Genomic DNA, 17,606 nt, shown 5'->3' on the forward strand with positions numbered 1-17,606 from the left:
GTTAGGGGACTACAGCTTGCGCCCTGTCGCTACAATGTACACTTCGCGCGAACGGGCGCGGGAAGCGTCTGGCTTACGAATCTTAACCTTCGTAAACAGGGAGCGAATTTCCCGTAGGTACTCGTCAAAGCCATCTCCCTGAAACACCTTCACCAGGAAACTTCCGCCTGGTGCGAGGACATCACGACACATCTCCAATGCTAATTCCACCAGATACATCGATCTTGAAATATCGACGGCAGGGGTGCCGCTCATATTCGGAGCCATGTCAGACATAACTACCTGAACCTTACTCTCACCTACACGTTCCAGCAGGGCTTTGAGCACCCATTCATCACGAAAATCGCCCTGAAGGAAATCAACGCCAACGATAGGGTCCATCGGCAAAATATCACAAGCAAAGATGCGACCCGCACCGCCGATTTGGGTAGCCACGTATTGCGACCAGCCACCCGGCGCTGCCCCCAAGTCCACTATGGTCATGCCTGCTTTAAAAAGTTTGTCACTCTGCTGTATTTCATCAATTTTAAACCAGGCGCGGGAACGCAGCCTTTTTTTCTGCGCCTGCTGCACATATTTATCACTAAAGTGTTCTTGCAACCAGCGACTAGAGCTAGCAGAGCGCTTTTTATTAGCCATCTGGTTTTCCAACTATCGTAAAGAGAGTCTTATGCCAGGATCACTGCTCATGTGGGCCCCCGTCGATAAAGACCGATTTGGCGATACACATGAGATGGCGGTAGAATGTCTCGTTTTCAATCCCAACTTAAGTAAAAAAGACAATGCATCTAAATAATAAACAAAAACAGCACCTGAAAGGTCTAGCGCATCCTTTAAAACCGGTTATCATGCTGGGTAATAGAGGTCTCACCGAGGGGGTGCTGGCTGAAATTGAACAAGCTCTGAAACATCATGAGCTGATCAAGGTAAAAATCGCGTCTGAAGATCGCGAAACTAAAACCTTGATCGCCGACGCTATCGTGCGTAAAACCGGTGCCTGCAACGTGCAAGTCATTGGTAGTACGCTTATTCTTTACCTACCATCGAAAGAGCGCAAGATCAATATACCGCGTTAATTAAGGATCAAGTTGACGCAAAAATGCCATGCACCTGATTCAGATAAAAGGTCACTGGTGGCCTTTTTCCTTTCTTTACAACCCACTTGGGCATTTCTGCCTCAGTGGGTACGATCAGAGATACTCGACCTTCAGGATTTCATAATCCACATCACCGCCAGGAGTTTTGATCACCACAACATCGCCCTGCTCTTTGCCGATCAAACCACGTGCCATTGGTGAATTGACCGAAATCAGATTCTTCTTAAAGTCAGCTTCATCGTCGCCAACGATGCGGTAGGTAACTTTTTCCTCGCTATCCAGGTTCAACACCGATACAGTGGCACCAAAAATCACCCGGTCAGCATTCGGTATTTTAGTGATATCGATCACTTGCGCGTTGGACAATTTTTCTTCAATTTCCTGGATACGCCCTTCACAAAATCCCTGCTGCTCACGGGCAGCATGGTACTCGGCATTTTCTTTCAAATCACCGTGCTCGCGGGCGTCGGCGATGTCTGCAATGATTTTTGGACGGCGCACGCTTTTCAGATATTCAAGTTCTTCGCGCAGTTTTTCAGCGCCAAACAAGGTCATCGGGATCTGTTTCATCGTATAAATACCTCTAAATCTTTCCTGTTCAAATAACCGTCATCTTGACGTGTTCGTATGAAAATGCGGTCAGCTCATCGCCCTACCGCTAAGCGATAGATATAAAGAAACCTGACCCAGGACAGGGCCCAAGCTAGGATCGATTTTGCATTTTATCCTAGAGTTCCTCAGGGGTCATCGTTTACTTTTTCCCTGAATGCACCGTAGTATGTCGGCACGTTATCAAACTGATGTCCCAAGATTATGCGTTTTTCACGAATTGTCAGTGCATTGACTTGCGCATTTGTTCTGAATGCGTAGGCGATCCCAGTTGAAAATTACACACAATATTTACCTGCATTTACCTGCATTTACCTGCAGGAGCCAACTTAGCCCTGGTAGTTCAGAAGATCGGTACCACCACATCAGCCATCGATTATCACTCTCAACAAATGGCATTACCCGCGAGTACTCAGAAGGTGCTAACAGCGCTAGCGGCATTATTACAACTCGGGCCAAACTATCGCTTCATTACCATGTTGGAGAGCCAGGGCGGCATCAGAGACGGCGTACTGTACGGCAATCTGATCGCCCGCTTCAGCGGCGATCCGACCTTCAAGCGCCAAAGCTTGCGTCACATGGTGGAGATCCTAAAGAAACAGGGTGTCCACCAGATTACCGGCGACGTGCTGGTCGATACTTCAGTGTTCGCTAGCCATGATAAGGCACCCGGTTGGCCATGGAACTACATGACACAGTGCTTCAGCGCGCCGCCAGCAGCGGCGATTATCGATCGCAACTGCTTTTCGGTATCGCTGTACAGTGCACCAAACCCAGGAGATATGGCATTTATCCGCGTTGCTTCCTATTGCCCGGTCAACATGTTAAGCCAAGTGCTCACGTTGGCAAGAGGCTCTACCAACGCCCAATACTGCGAGTTAGACATGGTGCCCGCTGAGTTGAATCGCTTTACCCTGACCGGCTGCCTGATCCAGCGCAACGATCCGCTGCCGCTGGCGTGTGCCATCCAGGACGGTGCCAGTTATGCAGGAGCTATCTTGAATGATGAATTGACGTAGGCAGGCGCAGGCATCCAGATCGACGGCCATCTGAAACGCCAAACCCAGCCGGGTCTAATCGGTACGGTGATTGCTCAGACGCAGTCTGCACCGCTGCATGATTTATTGAAAATAATGCTGAAAAAATCGGATAACATGATCGCCGATACGGTATTTCGTACCCTAGGCTATGAACACTTCGGCATACCAGGTACTTGGCGTGCAGGTAGTGATGCAGTACGTCGGGTTCTGCGCCAGAAAGCTGGCCTCGATCTGGGTAACAACGTTGTGGTAGACGGTTCCGGCCTGTCGGGCCATAACCTGCTGTCCCCAGCTACCATGATGCATGGCACTACAGTATATCGCACAGCATGACAGCGAGCTAGACTTTTTCTATATGCTGCCGTTATCAGACTATGACGGCACCTTACGTTACCGTGGTGGGCTACACGAAGCCGGCGTCGATGGCAGGGTATCGGCTAAAACTGGTGCATTGCAAGGCGTCTACAACCTGGCAGGCTTCATAACCACCGCCAGTGGTCAACGTTTGGCCTTCGTGCAATATCTGTTGGGCTACGCCGTACCGCCGGAAGATCAGAAACAACGTCGCGTGCCGCTGGTACGCTTCGAAAGCCGCCTGTACCGAGATATTTATAAAGTCAGCTAGTCTGTGTCCGGTGATTAACCCTGCCGCCGTTGCAGACACAAAAGCCCATAATTAAGATGGAAGGGGGACAGGGCTTATGTTCAAACCCTGCAGCGCGGAGCACCGGCTATTAGAGCGTGAACCAAAGGGCTGGGCCATTTGAACACGACCTAGGCTTATAGCGCACCATCCCTCACAGACTACTCCTTGCTGTGCGTTCAAGTAACTGCCAGCGGCGCCCACCAGCCATTGCCGGACACAACCTACAGAATCATATACCAGATAATGCAGTAAAAAGGCTCATCACCGCTGAGCCTCTTGAGCCGGATTATTTCTGGTAAATGATTTCGACGCCCTCGTCCCATTGATCATCCAAGTCATCTTCCGCTTCAGCTTCGGCGATTTGTTCACGGTGGTAGTTATCCCACATGAATTCGACTTTTTCTAGCGCGCTTTCTTCAATCGCCAACGCTTTCGGTTCGGTGTTGATAAAATTCATCACATCCCAGCACAGTGCATTGACGCCTTCGCGATTGGCGGCGGAGATCAAGTAATACTCACCTTCCCAGCCCATGCCCGCTACAATCGCCTTAGCACGTTCAGCGGCTTCTTCCTCATCTAGTAAATCAATTTTGTTGAAAACCAGCCAGCGTGGATTCTGCGCCAAATTTTCACTGTATTGATTCAATTCGTTGATGATAATCTTAGCATTTTCTACCGGATCGGATTCATCGATCGGCGCGATATCCACCAGGTGTAATAACACGCGGCAACGTTCCAAATGCTTCAAGAAGCGGATGCCTAAGCCAACACCATCAGAGGCACCTTCTATCAGCCCCGGGATATCGGCAATCACAAAGTTTTGCTCATAATCCATGCGTACCACACCCAGGCTCGGCACCAGCGTTGTGAACGGGTAGTCGGCAACCTTCGGCTTGGCGGCGGATACCGCACGGATAAAGGTTGATTTGCCAGCATTAGGCAAACCCAGCATGCCCACATCGGCCAGCAGCAGCAGTTCCAACAGAATGTCACGAGCCTCACCAGTAGTTCCTAACGTCTTCTGACGCGGTGCGCGGTTAACTGAAGATTTGAAACGGGTGTTACCCAAGCCATGCCAGCCGCCTTTGGCGACCATCAGCTTTTGCTCGTGACGGGTCATATCACCGAGGATCTCGCCAGTGCCCTGATCCTTCACACGAGTGCCGACAGGAACCTTGATGATGATATCTTTGCCACGCTTGCCGGTACAGTCACTGCTCTGACCATTTTGGCCGCACTCGGCACGGAAAGCTTTCACAAATCGGTGATCGATCAACGTGTTAAGGTTTTCATCCGCCAGTAGATAGACATCGCCACCGTCACCACCATCGCCGCCGTCAGGCCCACCATTCGGGATATATTTTTCGCGACGGAAACTGACGCAACCATTACCACCGTCACCTGCAACAACCAGAATCGCTACTTCATCTACAAACTTCATTTGCCGTCTCCATCAATATTCAATACCGCATTTCCATTTGTTAATAATAGATTTATGTTTATTTTTCCTGCATCATTCTTCACAAAAGTGGTACACGGAACTTTTCACAAATAAGAACAGCCAGTACGGGAGTACGCAAGGTCGCGGATTGTACTCGCATAAGGTTAAAATTTTACTTTGTGTTAAAAGTGTAAGGCAAGGTTCTGATATTCACATGATATTCACATGATATTCACATGATAGAGCAACTAAACTAAATACACATCACTTTTATCCGAACACAGGCGTTGTTGAATAAATCGAACATTTGGCCGGCACGCGGATCAGATCACTCTCCTTACTGTCAACATAGCGACATTCCGTGGCCCAGCAAAAGTTCAACATCACCAACTGGAAGGCTTACAACAACGCCCGTATCACTCGGAGTTCACTCACTTTCTCGGTGGATGAAATGGCACTTCACGCCTGGTACTGCGAGGCAAAACTTTCTCTGCGTGGTCGCCCACCACATTATTCCGATATGGCAATCACCAGCGTATTGATGCTGAAACGGATTTTCGGCCTGACACTTCGCGCCCTCCAGGGCTTCGTCGATTCCATTATCACACTGATCAAAGTGCCGTTGAACTGCCCGGACGACACCTGCATCAGTAAGCGGGCAAAGTCCGGCCATGTCCCGTTTAAAACACCAACGCCGGGTGAAATTGCGCACCTCGTTATCGACTCTAGCGGGCTCAACGTGTTGGGTGAAGGCGAGTGGATGGCAAAAAAATACGGTCAGGAAAAACGGCGGATCTGGCGAAGACTGCATTTGGCCGTAGATACAGAAACACATGAGGTCATCTGTGCTGACCTTTCCTTGAGCAATGTCACCGATATAGAAGCCTTCCCAGGTCTCATCCGTCAGAGGTACCGTAAAATCAAAGTCGCCTCGGCGGATCGGGCTTAGGATACGCGAGTGTGTGATGATGAGTTAAGGGGCAAGAAGCTCAAGGCGTTAATACCGCCCAGCAGCGGAGCCCGTTATTGGTCGGCAGACTATGCAGAGCGAAATCAATCGGTGGTGAACCAGCGCGTTACCGGAGACAACACACGGTGGAAAAGTATCACAGGATACCACCGACGTTCGATAGCGGCAACAGCGAGGTACAGAGTAAAACAGCTATTTGGTAGTCACCTGTTGCTGCGAGATTATGATGGGCAAGTTGCAGAGGCGCTGGCCATGATCTGTGCATTAAACAAGATGACGCTCGCCGGTATGCCAGAAAGATGCCCATTCAGGGGACTATTTATTCCAAATCCGATTTATTCAACAAAGCCCCATAATTTATTCAACAAAGCCCCATAAAAGGTTTCAACTGATGTAAAAGAGTGCGGATAATATTTATTTAACGTTATTAATCCAGCGGCTGATATCCTATTCTGCTGCATGTAACGTGCCACCTGGAGCCTTGGTTCGCCAGGGCTACAGAAGGAAGTCATAAATTAATTAATAATCAATTCGTCAAATTTTTAATTTGATTCTTTCCCTCAGGAAATTCTCTCCGCTAATCATGGTATTAATTTTTTAATTGCAGGATAAATAACGTTTATTTTACGAGTTAACCAGAGAAATATTGCCAAAGCGCTGCTGCTCTAGCTTGACAAGGTTTTCATACCCTCCGTACACTCTATTATGTAGGGATTTGTGGGGTAAAGTGGCGAAAATGGTCATAGAAGGTGTAGCTCAGCAATGTTTCGTGGCACAACGATGGTCAATCTCGACAGCAAAGGGCGGCCTGCTATACCTACCCGATATCGGGATTCACTGCACGAGGAGTCGCAAGGTCAAATGGTGTGTACCACTGACCTCTGCCAGCCCTGCTTGCTGCTTTACCCTTTACCTGAATGGGAAGTTATTTAACAAACACTGTCCCGTCTGTCGAGTACGACTCCCGCCGCGCGCCGTGTTCAGCGTTTGCTGTTGGGGCATGCCAGTGAGTGTCAGATGGATAGTGCTGGTCAGTTGCTGCTAGCTACTACACTGCGCCAGTATGCTGGCCTTACTAAAGAAGTGACGCTGGTCGGGCAGTTCAACAAGTTTGAACTGTGGGATGAACAGACTTTGTATCAACAAGTCAAGGATGACATCGATGCTAAACAGTCGCCTCAGGAACCTTTGTCTGAGCGGCTACAGGACTTGCCGCTATAAGCATGTTGAAAAACTACAAACACGCCACCGTACTGTTGGATGAAGCGGTTAACTGCCTCAATATTAGCAGTAACGGCATATATATCGACGGTACTTTTGGTCGTGGTGGTCATTCTCGTCTAATCTTGTCCCAACTGGGGCCGGAAGGACGCCTATTGGCAATTGACCGCGATCCTCAGGCTATTGCAGCCGCCAAATCTATTGATGATCCTCGTTTTACCATCGTACACGGCCCCTTTTCTGCTTTGTCAGACTATGTGCGGGAACGCGAACTGCTAGGGCAAATCGATGGCGTCCTGCTTGATCTGGGCGTTTCTTCACCGCAGTTGGACGATGCAGAACGCGGTTTTTCCTTTAAGCGTGATGGGCCGCTGGATATGCGTATGGACCCATCTACAGGGCTATCTGCCGCTGAATGGTTGATGAAAGCAGAGGCCGATGACATCACCTGGGCTCTGAAAACCTTTGGTGAAGAGCGTTTCGCTAAGCGCATCGCGCGCGCCGTCGTGGAAAGAAACCGCGTGGAGCCAATGACCCGCACCAAGCAACTGGCTGATCTGATCGCTGGTGCCAGTCCAATCCGCGAGAAACACAAACATCCGGCAACGCGCAGCTTCCAGGCGATCCGCATCTATATCAACAGCGAATTAGAAGAAATCGAACGTGCGCTTAATGGCACGCTAGAGGTATTGGCTCCCCAGGGCCGCTTGTCGATCATTAGCTTTCATTCGTTGGAAGACCGTATCGTGAAGCGTTTTATACGCCACCACAGCCGTGGCGCGCAGGTGCCAGCGGGTATACCGCTGACCGAAGAGCAACTACGCAGCATGGGGAGGCGCACGCTGAAAGCGCTGGACAAAATGATGCCTTCGGAAGATGAAGTGGCTGGCAACCGGCGTGCGCGTAGCTCGGTGCTGCGTATTGCACAGAGGGTACTGGCGTGATCGGTAACCAACGTCTCGGCCTGGTCGGGGTGATTTGCGATGACCTGCTGCGCAATGCCAAGATCCCACTGATTTTACTGGTTGCGGTACTGGTTTCTGCCATTTTTGTGGTGACCACTGTGCACCACACCCGCCTGCTAACTGCCGAGCGCGAGCAGTTGGTGTTAGAGCGTGACGCATTGGATATCGAGTGGCGTAACCTGATTTTGGAAGAGAATGCCCTCGGCGCTCACAGCCGGGTTGAACGTATTGCTACTGAAAAATTGCATATGCAACATGTTGATCTATCGCAGGAAAATATCATCATTAAACAATGAAGAGTTTAACCCAAATAACGGAAGAATAGAGAAGGAAACGCATGAAAGCCGCGCGTGCCGGTAAGTTGAAACGCCAAGAAGATCAAGCCAGCTTTGTCAGCTGGCGTTTTGCGTTGCTGTGCGGCTGTATTTTATTGGTGCTGCTGGGATTGATGCTGCGCATGGCTTATTTGCAGGTCATCAACCCGGATCGCCTGGTAAAAGAAGGTGATCTACGTTCGCGGCGGGTGCAGGCAGTGCCCACTGCACGCGGCATGATCAGCGATCGCGCTGGCCGCCCATTGGCGGTGAGTGTACCGGTCAACGCCATTTGGGCAGATCCAAAAGAGCTGAACGCGCGCGGCGGTATTACCCTGGACAGCCGCTGGAAGGCGCTGTCCGACACGCTGAATATCCCGCTTGATAAACTCTCCAACCGTATTAACACCAACCCGAAAGGGCGCTTCGTCTACTTGGCGCGCCAGGTCAACCCAGAGGTCAGCGATTACATCTACAAGCTGAAGTTACCAGGAATTTTCCTGCGCAAGGAATCGCGCCGTTACTATCCGGCTGGTCCGGTGATCGCGCACATTATCGGTGTGACCAACATTGACGGACAAGGTATCGAAGGTGTTGAAAAGAGTTTCGACCGCTGGCTGACCGGGCAACCGGGCGAAAGAACCGTGCGTAAAGACCGCTATGGCCGGGTGATCGAAGATATCTCCTCGGTAGACAGCCAGGCGGCGCATAATCTGGTGTTGAGCATCGATGAGCGCCTACAGGCGCTGGTGTATCGCGAACTGAACAATGCCGTGGCCTTCAACAAGGCACAATCCGGCACCGCTGTGCTGATCGACGTTAACACCGGTGAAGTGCTGGCGATGACTAACCGCCCATCCTATAACCCGAACAACAAGGCTGATACGCTGCAAGACACTATGCGTAACCGTGCTATCACCGATGTTTTTGAGCCTGGTTCTACCGTAAAGCCGATGGTAGTGATGACCGCGTTGCAGAACGGTGTGGTGAAAGAAAATAGCCTACTGAATACCCTCCCTTACCGCATTCAGGGCCATGATATCAAAGACGTAGCGCGCTATGAGGAACTGTCGATAACCGGGATCTTGCAGAAGTCAAGTAACGTTGGCGTTTCCAAGCTGGCGTTAGCAATGCCGTCCTCAGCGTTAGTAGATACTTACTCGCGTTTTGGACTAGGAAAGGCGACCAATTTGGGGTTGGTTGGAGAAAGCAGTGGCATATACCCTAAAAGACAACGGTGGTCTGACATCGAAAGGGCCACCTTCTCTTTTGGCTACGGGCTAATGGTAACGCCGTTACAGTTGGCGCGAGTCTATGCAACGATCGGCAGCCTGGGTGTGTATCGCCCATTGTCGATCATCAAGGTTGACACTACGGTCGCTGGCGAACGCGTTTTCCCTGAATCTGTAGTGCGCACCGTAGTGCATATGATGGAAAGCGTGGCCTTGCCGGGGGGCGGTGGGGTGAAAGCCGCCATCAAGGGATACCGTATCGCCATTAAAACTGGTACGGCCAAAAAGGTTGGCCCAGATGGCAAATACATCAGCCGCTATATCGCCTATACCGCTGGCATCGCTCCAGCAAGTCAACCACGTTTTGCCCTGGTGGTGGTCATCAATGACCCGCAAGGTGGGAAGTATTATGGCGGGGCCATTTCCGCACCGGTGTTTGGTGCCATTATGGGCGGCGTCTTGCGTACCATGAACGTCAAGCCTGATGCGTTTCCCATTGGTGATAAAAGCGAATTAGTAATCAATAAGAAAGAGGGTTCAGGTGGAAGATCGTAATTTGCGCGATTTACTTGGCCCGTGGGTGCCTTCGGCACCAAAGCGCGCGCTGCGGGAAATGACCTTAGACAGCCGTATTGCTGCGGCTGGGGATCTCTTTGTCGCCGTTGTGGGTCATCAAATGGATGGACGCCGCTATATCCCACAGGCTATCGCCCAGGGCGTTGCTGCTGTGATTGCCGAAGCTGATGGTCAGGCCGAAGACGGTGCCATCGTTGAAATGCATGGCGTGCCGATTATCTATCTGAGCCAACTGAACCAGCGCCTTTCCGCGCTGGCCGGGCGTTTTTACCACCAGCCCGCCGAGCGTCTGCGCCTGGTTGGCGTCACTGGCACCAATGGCAAAACCACGACTACGCAACTGCTGGCGCAATGGAGCCAACTGCTGGGTGAAACCAGTACGGTACTGGGGACCGTTGGCAATGGCCTGCTGAACCATGTCTGCCCGGCTGAGAATACGACTGGCTCTGCGGTGGATCTCCAACACCAATTAAACGATTTGGCTGAGCAAGGTGCGACCTTCGCCGCCATGGAGGTTTCCTCCCACGGGCTGGTACAACACCGGGTAGCGACGTTGCCATTTGCCGCTGCGGTCTTCACCAACCTGAGCCGCGATCACCTGGATTACCACGGTGATATGGCCAATTACGAAGCGGCTAAATGGACACTGTTCGCTGGGCATGATGTGGGCCAGATGATCATCAATGCTGATGACCAGGTCGGGCAGCACTGGTTAAGAAAATTGCCGGATGCAGTGGCGGTCACCATGCAGGATAAACTGCTGCCGGGCTGTCACTGCCGCTGGTTGAAAACCACTGCGATCAGCTATCAGGACAACGGTGCTACCCTCCGCTTCAGCTCCAACTGGGGCGATGGCGAAATCGCAAGTCAGCTAATGGGGGCCTTCAACGTCAACAATTTACTGTTGGCGCTGGCAACGTTGCTGGCACTGGGCTATCCGCTGGATAAGCTGGTGGAAACCGGTAGCCGTCTGCAACCGGTGTGCGGACGGATGGAAGTGTTTAACGCTCCGGGCAAACCAACGGTAGTGGTGGATTACGCCCATACGCCCGATGCGCTAGAAAAAGCGCTGGAAGCGACACGCCTGCATTGCCAGGGGCGGTTATGGTGTGTCTTCGGCTGCGGCGGCGATCGCTATAAGGGCAAGCGGCCATTGATGGGCGGGATCGCCGAGCAGTTTGCCGATCGGGTAGTGCTCACCGATGACAATCCGCGTACCGAAGAACCGCAGGCGATCATCAATGATATTCTTGCCGGGCTGCTGGACGCCGGGCAGGCGCTGGTGATCCCTGGCCGCGCTGAAGCGGTGACCAGCGCCATCATGCAGGCGCAGGAACAAGATGTCGTGCTGGTGGCGGGTAAAGGCCACGAGGATTACCAACTGGTGGGTAACAGACGTCTGGACTACTCTGACCGCGCCACTGTCGCTCAACTGTTGGGGAGGCTGGCATGATCCCTGTCTCCCTTTTGGTACTGGCTGAGATATTAAGCGCTGAGTTGATCGGCGCTGATAGCCAAATTATTGAGGTGAAGACAGATACCCGTAAGGTGACCACCGGTTGCCTTTTTGTGGCGTTGAAGGGCGAGCATTTCGACGCACACGATTGTGCTGACGCTGCCGTGGCCGCAGGGGCTGGGGCGTTACTGGTAAGTCAGCGTCTAGCGCTGGATGCACCTCAGTTGGTGGTGGCAGATACCCGCCTGGCATTGGGGCAACTCGCCGCCTGGGTGCGTCAGCAGGTACCGGTGCGCTTGGTGGCGATGACCGGCTCCTCTGGCAAAACATCAGTAAAAGAAATGACCACCGCCATTCTCAGTGAGTGCGGTGAGGTGCTGTACACCGCCGGTAACTTTAACAATGATATCGGCGTGCCGCTGACACTGTTGCGTCTGCAACCGCAGCATGATTTTGCGGTGATAGAACTGGGCGCTAACCATATTGGCGAAATTGCCTATACTAGCGCATTGGCGCGTCCGCAGGCTGCCCTGATAAACAACCTGGCGGCTGCCCATCTAGAAGGTTTCGGTTCATTGGAGGGGGTTGCTCAGGCGAAAGGGGAAATTTTTACCGGCCTGCCAGCTGATGGCGTGGCGATTATCAACGCCGACAATAACGACTGGCCGCACTGGCAGAGCATGCTGAGCGGAAAGACCGTCCGGTGCTTCTCGCCACAAGCCAGCGCCGGGGTGGAGTTCTTCGCCAGCGAGGTGCGGGGCGATGGCAACGGCACGCAGTTCCAGCTACACAGCCCGTTTGGCAGCGCTGAGATCGTGCTGCCGCTGCCGGGCCGCCACAACGTGGCCAATGCCTTGGCGGCGGCGGCGCTAGCGATGTCGGTGGGGGCTTCCCTCAAGTCAGTGCGCCAGGGGCTGAGCCAGTTGCAAGCAGTGCCAGGGCGTATGTTCCCGATCGTGTTGGCGGCAAACAAGCTGCTATTGGACGATAGTTACAATGCCAACGTTGGGTCGATGACCACCGCCGCGCAAGTGCTGGCGGAGATGCCGGGTTACCGCGTGATGGTGGTGGGTGACATGGACGAACTGGGGGCAGAGGCGAAAGAGTACCACCGTCAGGTGGGTGAAGCCACCCGTCGGGCGGGTATCGAAAAGGTGATCAGCGTCGGCGGTTTGAGCCGGGTGTTGAGCATGGCGTCTGGCAACGGCGAACATTATCAGGACAAAACAGCTGTGATTGCGCGCGTGGCAGAATTACTGGTGGAACATGAGGTCATTACTGTGTTAATCAAGGGTTCACATCGTGCCTCAATGCAGCATGTGGTCTGTGCGCTACAGGAGAAAACACCATGCTAGTTTGGTTGGCTGAATCTTTGGTCAAATATTATTCAGGATTTAACGTCTTTTCCTATCTGACGTTCAGGGCCATTGTCAGCCTGCTGACAGCACTGTTCCTTTCGCTGTGGATGGGGCCTCGGGTTATCACGCATCTACAGAAAATGTCCTTCGGCCAGGTGGTGCGCGACGATGGCCCTGAGTCGCACTTTAGCAAACGCGGCACGCCGACCATGGGTGGCACCATGATCTTTACTTCTATCACCATTTCAGTGCTGATGTGGGCTTACCCATCCAACCCTTATGTTTGGTGCGTGCTGTTGGTTCTGGTTGGTTATGGCATCGTCGGCTTTGTTGATGACTATCGTAAGGTGGTGCGTAAAGACACCAAGGGGCTAGTCGCCCGCTGGAAGTACTTCTGGCAATCGGTGATAGCGCTGGCCGTCGCCTTCACCATGTATGCCGTAGGCAAAGGCACGCCCGCCACCGAACTGGTGGTGCCCTTTTTTAAGGACATCGTGCCGCAACTCGGTCTTCTGTATGTGCTGCTGGCCTATATCGTGATCGTCGGCACCAGCAACGCGGTCAATCTGACCGACGGGCTGGATGGCCTGGCGATAATGCCAACGGTGTTTGTCGCCGCTGGGTTTGCGCTGGTGGCCTGGGCGACAGGTAACATGAACTTTGCCAGCTACCTACATATTCCGTATCTTCGTCATGCCGGTGAATTAGTGATCTTCTGTACCGCTATCGTCGGTGCTGGCCTGGGCTTCCTGTGGTTCAATACTTATCCGGCACAGGTATTTATGGGAGATGTCGGTTCGTTGGCATTGGGCGGGGCATTGGGCACCATCGCGGTGCTGCTGCGTCAAGAGTTCCTGTTATTGATTATGGGCGGTGTGTTCGTGATTGAAACGCTGTCGGTCATTTTGCAGGTGGGATCGTTCAAGCTGCGTGGGCAACGTGTTTTCCGCATGGCACCCATTCATCATCACTATGAATTGAAAGGCTGGCCGGAACCGCGCGTGATTGTGCGCTTCTGGATTATTTCGCTAATGCTGGTGCTGATTGGCCTGGCAACGCTGAAGGTGCGGTAATCATGGCAGATTATCAGGGTAAAAAAGTCGTCATCATTGGGTTGGGGCTTACTGGGCTGGCCTGTGTTGATTTCTTTATGGCGCGCGGCATTATGCCACGCGTTATGGATACCCGCGTCTCACCGCCAGGGCTGGATACGTTGCCTGGAAGCTTAGAACGCCACCTAGGCAGCCTGCGTCAGGACTGGCTGCTTGCGGCGGATTTGATCGTCGCCAGCCCAGGCTTTGCGCTGGCGACGCCGACGTTGAGCGCCGCCGCAGACGCCTGCGTGGAAATCGTCGGCGATGTTGAACTATTCTGTCGCGAAGCACAGGCACCCATCGTGGCGATCACCGGCTCCAATGGCAAAAGCACCGTTACCACCTTGGTGGGTGAGATGGCGAAGGCCGCTAGCTGGGCAGTGGGCATTGGCGGCAATATCGGCCTGCCGACGTTGAGCTTGCTGCGTCAGGAATGCCAACTGTACGTGCTGGAGCTATCGAGCTTCCAACTGGAAACCACCTATAGCCTGCGGGCGGCAGCGGCGACCGTGCTGAATGTCACCGAAGATCATATGGATCGCTATCCGTTTGGTTTACAGCAATATCGCGTGGCCAAATTGCGTGTTTATGAGAACGCGGGTGTTTGCGTAGTGAATACCAACGACGCATTGACCCTGCCGGTGCGTGGTACTGACGCACGCTGCGTCAGCTTCGGTGTGGATATGGGCGACTACCACCTTAACTGTCAGCAAGGCGAAACCTGGTTACGGGTGCGTGGTGATAAAGTGCTGAATAGCCGCGAGATGAAGCTGACTGGCCGTCATAACTACACCAATGCCCTGGCGGCAATGGCGCTGGCTGATGCCGTCAATATCCCGCGTGCCTCCAGTCTGAAGGCACTGACTACCTTCACCGGCCTGCCGCACCGTTTTCAGTGGGTGTGGGAATGCAATGGCGTGCGCTGGATAAACGATTCCAAAGCCACCAACGTTGGTAGTACCGAAGCGGCGCTGAAGGGTTTGCAAGTGAAGGGTACGCTGCATCTGCTGCTGGGTGGTGACGGCAAGTCAGCTGATTTTTCCCCGCTGGTGCGCTATCTGCAAGGCGACAATGTGCGTCTGTACTGTTTTGGCCGCGACGGCGCACAGTTGGTGCAGCTGCGTCCAGCGGTAGCCACCTTGACCGAAACCCTGGAACAGGCGATGCGCGACATCGCCTGTCGGGTACAACCTGGTGATATTGTGTTGTTGTCACCGGCGTGCGCCAGCCGTGATCAGTTCCGTAATTTTGAAGTGCGTGGTGATAGTTTCGTCCGCTTGGCACAGGAGCTTGGCGGATGAGACTACGCCTGCCGAACTTTGGGCTGAGAGAAGGGGTAAAAAACTGGGCGGCGGGATTACGCGACGATTCTGCCAATGTGATTTACGACAGCACACTACTGTGGCTGACGTTTGGCTTGTCGATTATCGGCTTTGTGATGGTGACATCGGCTTCAATGCCGATCGGCCAGCGTCTGGCGGACGATCCTTTCCTGTTCGCCAAGCGTGACGCATTGTATCTCGGCCTAGCCTTTGGCCTATCGATGGTGACGTTGCGTATCCCGATGGACGTTTGGCAGCGTTACAGCAGCGTGATGTTGTTGATGTCGATGGTGATGTTACTGATCGTGCTGGTGGTCGGCCGCTCATTAAACGGGGCGTCGCGCTGGATCGCGCTAGGCCCGTTGCACATTCAGCCAGCGGAGTTGTCCAAGCTATCGCTATTCTGCTATCTGGCGAGCTATCTGGTGCGCAAGGTTGAAGAGGTGCGCCGCAACTTTTGGGGCTTCTACAAGCCGATGGCGGTGATGGTGGTGTTGGCAGTGCTGCTGTTGGCACAGCCAGATCTTGGCACAGTGGTGGTGCTGTTTATCACTACCTTGGCGATGTTGTTCCTGGCAGGGGCGAAGATATGGCAGTTCCTGGCGATTATCGGCTCTGGCGTGTTCGCCGGGGTGCTGCTGATTATTGCCGAACCTTACCGTATGCGCCGTGTGACATCGTTCTGGAACCCCTGGGCGGATCAGTTTGGCAGCGGCTACCAACTGACCCAGTCGTTAATGGCGTTTGGCCGTGGCGAATTATGGGGGCAAGGGCTAGGCAACTCGGTGCATAAATTGGAATATTTGCCAGAGGCGCATACTGACTTCATTTTCTCGATTTTAGGTGAAGAACTGGGCTATATCGGTGTGGTTTCAACCTTGCTGATGGTATTCTTCGTCGCTTTTCGCGCGATGTCGATCGGTCGCCGCGCCTTGGCGAGTGATCAACGATTTTCCGGCTTCCTGGCTTGCTCGATTGGCGTGTGGTTCAGCTTCCAGGCACTGGTTAACGTCGGTGCTGCAGCTTGCCTGTTACCGACCAAAGGTTTGACGTTGCCGCTGATTAGCTATGGCGGTTCGAGCCTGCTGATTATGTCGACAGCGATCGTGCTGTTGTTGCGTATTGATTATGAAACGCGCCTGGCCAAAGCCCAGGCATTTGTGAAGAGGTAAGGATGAGCGGGAAACCTAAGCGTTTAATGGTGATGGCAGGCGGTACCGGTGGGCATGTGTTCCCAGGGCTGGCGGTTGCGCATCATCTAATGGCGCAGGGCTGGCAGGTGCGTTGGCTTGGCACCGCAGACCGAATGGAAGCCGATCTGGTGCCGAGGCACGGCATTGAGATTGATTTTATCCGTATTTCCGGCCTACGTGGTAAAGGGCTGAAGGCTCAGCTGAGCGCACCGCTGCGCATCTGGCAGGCGGTACGGCAGGCACAGCTAATCATGCGCCGCTTCCAGCCGGACGTAGTGCTGGGCATGGGGGGGTATGTTTCCGGCCCCGGTGGCTTGGCGGCTTGGCTTTGCGGCATCCCAGTAGTACTGCAGGAGCAGAACGGCATCGCTGGTTTGACCAACCGCTGGCTGGCGCGTATTGCTAAAACGGTATTGCAGGCTTTTCCCGGTGCGCTCCCGAACGCTGAGGTGGTGGGTAACCCGTTACGCCGTGATGTGCTGGCTCTGCCATTGCCAACTGAACGCCTGCAAGGACGAGAAGGCCCCATCCGCGTGCTAGTGATTGGTGGGAGTCAGGGCGCGCAGGTGCTTAACCAGACAGTGCCTGAAATCGCGGCGCGCTTGGGCGATAGCATCACGCTCTGGCATCAGGTAGGTAAAGGCGCTCTGGAGAGGGGGCTGCGCGACTACGAGAGGGCAGGGCAGACGCAGCATAAAGTGACCGAATTTATTGATGATATGGCCGGCGCCTACGCTTGGGCTGACGTGGTAGTGTGCCGTTCCGGCGCGCTGACCGTCAGCGAGGTTGCCGTAGCGGGTCTGCCGGCGATTTTTGTGCCGTTCCAGCATCAGGATCGTCAGCAGTACTGGAACGCCCTCCCACTGGAAGAAGCCGGCGCGGCGAAGATTATCGAACAGCCACAGTTCAACGCTGATACGGTGTGCGAACTGTTGGCGAGTTGGCATCGCCCGATGTTGTTGGCGATGGCCGAAAAGGCACGCTCGGTGGCCATTCCTGACGCCACAGAGCGTGTGGCGGCGGAACTGATACGAGCCGCCAAATAAATGCACAGGTTCGGTACGCCGGATCT

At 53.4% G+C, this 17,606-nt stretch carries 13 protein-coding genes and 3 pseudogenes; 13 read left to right on the plus strand and 3 right to left on the minus strand.

Annotated features, from left to right (window positions below):
* Positions 1–9: 9 nt before the first annotated feature.
* Positions 10–639, minus strand: coding sequence for a 23S rRNA (uridine(2552)-2'-O)-methyltransferase RlmE (gene rlmE, locus AACL06_RS06870; protein WP_339036563.1), 630 nt, complete (start codon positions 637–639; stop codon positions 10–12).
* 143 nt (positions 640–782) lie between these two features.
* Between rlmE and yhbY the strand changes: the two genes are divergently transcribed.
* Complete coding sequence (gene yhbY / locus AACL06_RS06875) at positions 783–1,076, plus strand: ribosome assembly RNA-binding protein YhbY (RefSeq protein WP_339036564.1); 294 nt, start codon at positions 783–785, stop codon at positions 1,074–1,076.
* Positions 1,077–1,190: 114 nt separating this feature from the next.
* Here yhbY and greA read toward each other — a convergent pair whose 3' ends face one another.
* Positions 1,191–1,667 (minus strand): transcription elongation factor GreA, encoded by a 477-nt coding sequence (greA, locus tag AACL06_RS06880; RefSeq protein ID WP_339036565.1) that lies wholly within the window; start codon positions 1,665–1,667, stop codon positions 1,191–1,193.
* A gap of 303 nt (positions 1,668–1,970) precedes the next feature.
* Here greA and dacB point away from each other — a divergent pair.
* Positions 1,971–3,371 (plus strand): annotated as a pseudogene (gene dacB, locus AACL06_RS06885) (serine-type D-Ala-D-Ala carboxypeptidase).
* A 307-nt stretch (positions 3,372–3,678) separates the two neighbouring features.
* Here the strand turns inward: dacB and cgtA are convergent.
* Positions 3,679–4,833, minus strand: a complete 1,155-nt coding sequence (cgtA, locus tag AACL06_RS06890; protein WP_339036566.1) for an Obg family GTPase CgtA — start codon at positions 4,831–4,833, stop codon at positions 3,679–3,681.
* A 361-nt stretch (positions 4,834–5,194) separates the two neighbouring features.
* On the opposite strand from cgtA, the pseudogene AACL06_RS06895 reads away from it, so the two are divergent.
* The 11 genes and pseudogenes from AACL06_RS06895 to murG all read left to right on the plus strand — a co-directional run bounded on the left by AACL06_RS06895 (position 5,195) and on the right by murG (position 17,580).
* Positions 5,195–6,181 (plus strand): annotated as a pseudogene (locus tag AACL06_RS06895) (IS5 family transposase).
* A gap of 384 nt (positions 6,182–6,565) precedes the next feature.
* Positions 6,566–7,024 (plus strand): annotated as a pseudogene (gene mraZ / locus AACL06_RS06900) (division/cell wall cluster transcriptional repressor MraZ).
* 2 nt (positions 7,025–7,026) lie between these two features.
* Positions 7,027–7,968, plus strand: a complete 942-nt coding sequence (gene rsmH, locus AACL06_RS06905; RefSeq protein ID WP_339036568.1) for a 16S rRNA (cytosine(1402)-N(4))-methyltransferase RsmH — start codon at positions 7,027–7,029, stop codon at positions 7,966–7,968.
* Positions 7,965–8,285, plus strand: a complete 321-nt coding sequence (gene ftsL / locus AACL06_RS06910; protein WP_339036569.1) for a cell division protein FtsL — start codon at positions 7,965–7,967, stop codon at positions 8,283–8,285. The genes rsmH and ftsL overlap by 4 nt, the downstream gene beginning before the upstream one ends.
* Before the next feature lie 41 nt (positions 8,286–8,326).
* A complete protein-coding gene (locus AACL06_RS06915) occupies positions 8,327–10,090 on the plus strand; it encodes a peptidoglycan glycosyltransferase FtsI (RefSeq protein WP_339036570.1) in 1,764 nt (587 codons plus the stop codon).
* Positions 10,077–11,564, plus strand: a complete 1,488-nt coding sequence (murE, locus tag AACL06_RS06920; RefSeq protein WP_339036571.1) for a UDP-N-acetylmuramoyl-L-alanyl-D-glutamate--2,6-diaminopimelate ligase — start codon at positions 10,077–10,079, stop codon at positions 11,562–11,564. The genes AACL06_RS06915 and murE overlap by 14 nt, the downstream gene beginning before the upstream one ends.
* Positions 11,561–12,922 (plus strand): UDP-N-acetylmuramoyl-tripeptide--D-alanyl-D-alanine ligase, encoded by a 1,362-nt coding sequence (gene murF, locus AACL06_RS06925; protein WP_339036573.1) that lies wholly within the window; start codon positions 11,561–11,563, stop codon positions 12,920–12,922. Before murE ends, murF begins: the two co-directional genes overlap by 4 nt.
* Positions 12,916–13,998 carry a phospho-N-acetylmuramoyl-pentapeptide-transferase gene (gene mraY, locus AACL06_RS06930; RefSeq protein ID WP_339036574.1) on the plus strand — a complete coding sequence of 361 codons (1,083 nt, stop codon included), beginning with the start codon at positions 12,916–12,918 and terminating at the stop codon, positions 13,996–13,998. The genes murF and mraY overlap by 7 nt, the downstream gene beginning before the upstream one ends.
* 2 nt (positions 13,999–14,000) lie before the next feature.
* Positions 14,001–15,320: a UDP-N-acetylmuramoyl-L-alanine--D-glutamate ligase gene (gene murD / locus AACL06_RS06935; protein ID WP_339036575.1), complete on the plus strand. Its 1,320-nt coding sequence runs from the start codon at positions 14,001–14,003 to the stop codon at positions 15,318–15,320.
* On the plus strand, positions 15,317–16,513 hold the full coding sequence (gene ftsW, locus AACL06_RS06940; RefSeq protein WP_339036576.1) for a cell division protein FtsW: 1,197 nt from the start codon (positions 15,317–15,319) through the stop codon (positions 16,511–16,513). Before murD ends, ftsW begins: the two co-directional genes overlap by 4 nt.
* Positions 16,514–16,515: 2 nt before the next feature.
* Positions 16,516–17,580, plus strand: coding sequence for an undecaprenyldiphospho-muramoylpentapeptide beta-N-acetylglucosaminyltransferase (gene murG / locus AACL06_RS06945; RefSeq protein WP_339036577.1), 1,065 nt, complete (start codon positions 16,516–16,518; stop codon positions 17,578–17,580).
* The last annotated feature ends 26 nt before the right edge of the window (positions 17,581–17,606 follow it).

The organism is Serratia symbiotica (Periphyllus acericola), assembly GCF_964019515.1.
Classification (GTDB): domain Bacteria; phylum Pseudomonadota; class Gammaproteobacteria; order Enterobacterales; family Enterobacteriaceae; genus Serratia; species Serratia symbiotica_D.

What these genes read in the sequence shown, in the direction of transcription:
- cgtA (WP_339036566.1), bottom strand. Translation starts at nt 4,833, where the DNA reads ATGAAGTTTGTAGATGAAGTAGCGATTCTGGTTGTTGCAGGTGACGGT.
- ftsW (WP_339036576.1), top strand. Translation starts at nt 15,317, where the DNA reads ATGAGACTACGCCTGCCGAACTTTGGGCTGAGAGAAGGGGTAAAAAAC.
- mraY (WP_339036574.1), top strand. Translation starts at nt 12,916, where the DNA reads ATGCTAGTTTGGTTGGCTGAATCTTTGGTCAAATATTATTCAGGATTT.
- murF (WP_339036573.1), top strand. Translation starts at nt 11,561, where the DNA reads ATGATCCCTGTCTCCCTTTTGGTACTGGCTGAGATATTAAGCGCTGAG.
- rsmH (WP_339036568.1), top strand. Translation starts at nt 7,027, where the DNA reads ATGTTGAAAAACTACAAACACGCCACCGTACTGTTGGATGAAGCGGTT.
- murD (WP_339036575.1), top strand. Translation starts at nt 14,001, where the DNA reads ATGGCAGATTATCAGGGTAAAAAAGTCGTCATCATTGGGTTGGGGCTT.
- yhbY (WP_339036564.1), top strand. Translation starts at nt 783, where the DNA reads ATGCATCTAAATAATAAACAAAAACAGCACCTGAAAGGTCTAGCGCAT.
- greA (WP_339036565.1), bottom strand. Translation starts at nt 1,667, where the DNA reads ATGAAACAGATCCCGATGACCTTGTTTGGCGCTGAAAAACTGCGCGAA.
- rlmE (WP_339036563.1), bottom strand. Translation starts at nt 639, where the DNA reads ATGGCTAATAAAAAGCGCTCTGCTAGCTCTAGTCGCTGGTTGCAAGAA.
- AACL06_RS06915 (WP_339036570.1), top strand. Translation starts at nt 8,327, where the DNA reads ATGAAAGCCGCGCGTGCCGGTAAGTTGAAACGCCAAGAAGATCAAGCC.
- murG (WP_339036577.1), top strand. Translation starts at nt 16,516, where the DNA reads ATGAGCGGGAAACCTAAGCGTTTAATGGTGATGGCAGGCGGTACCGGT.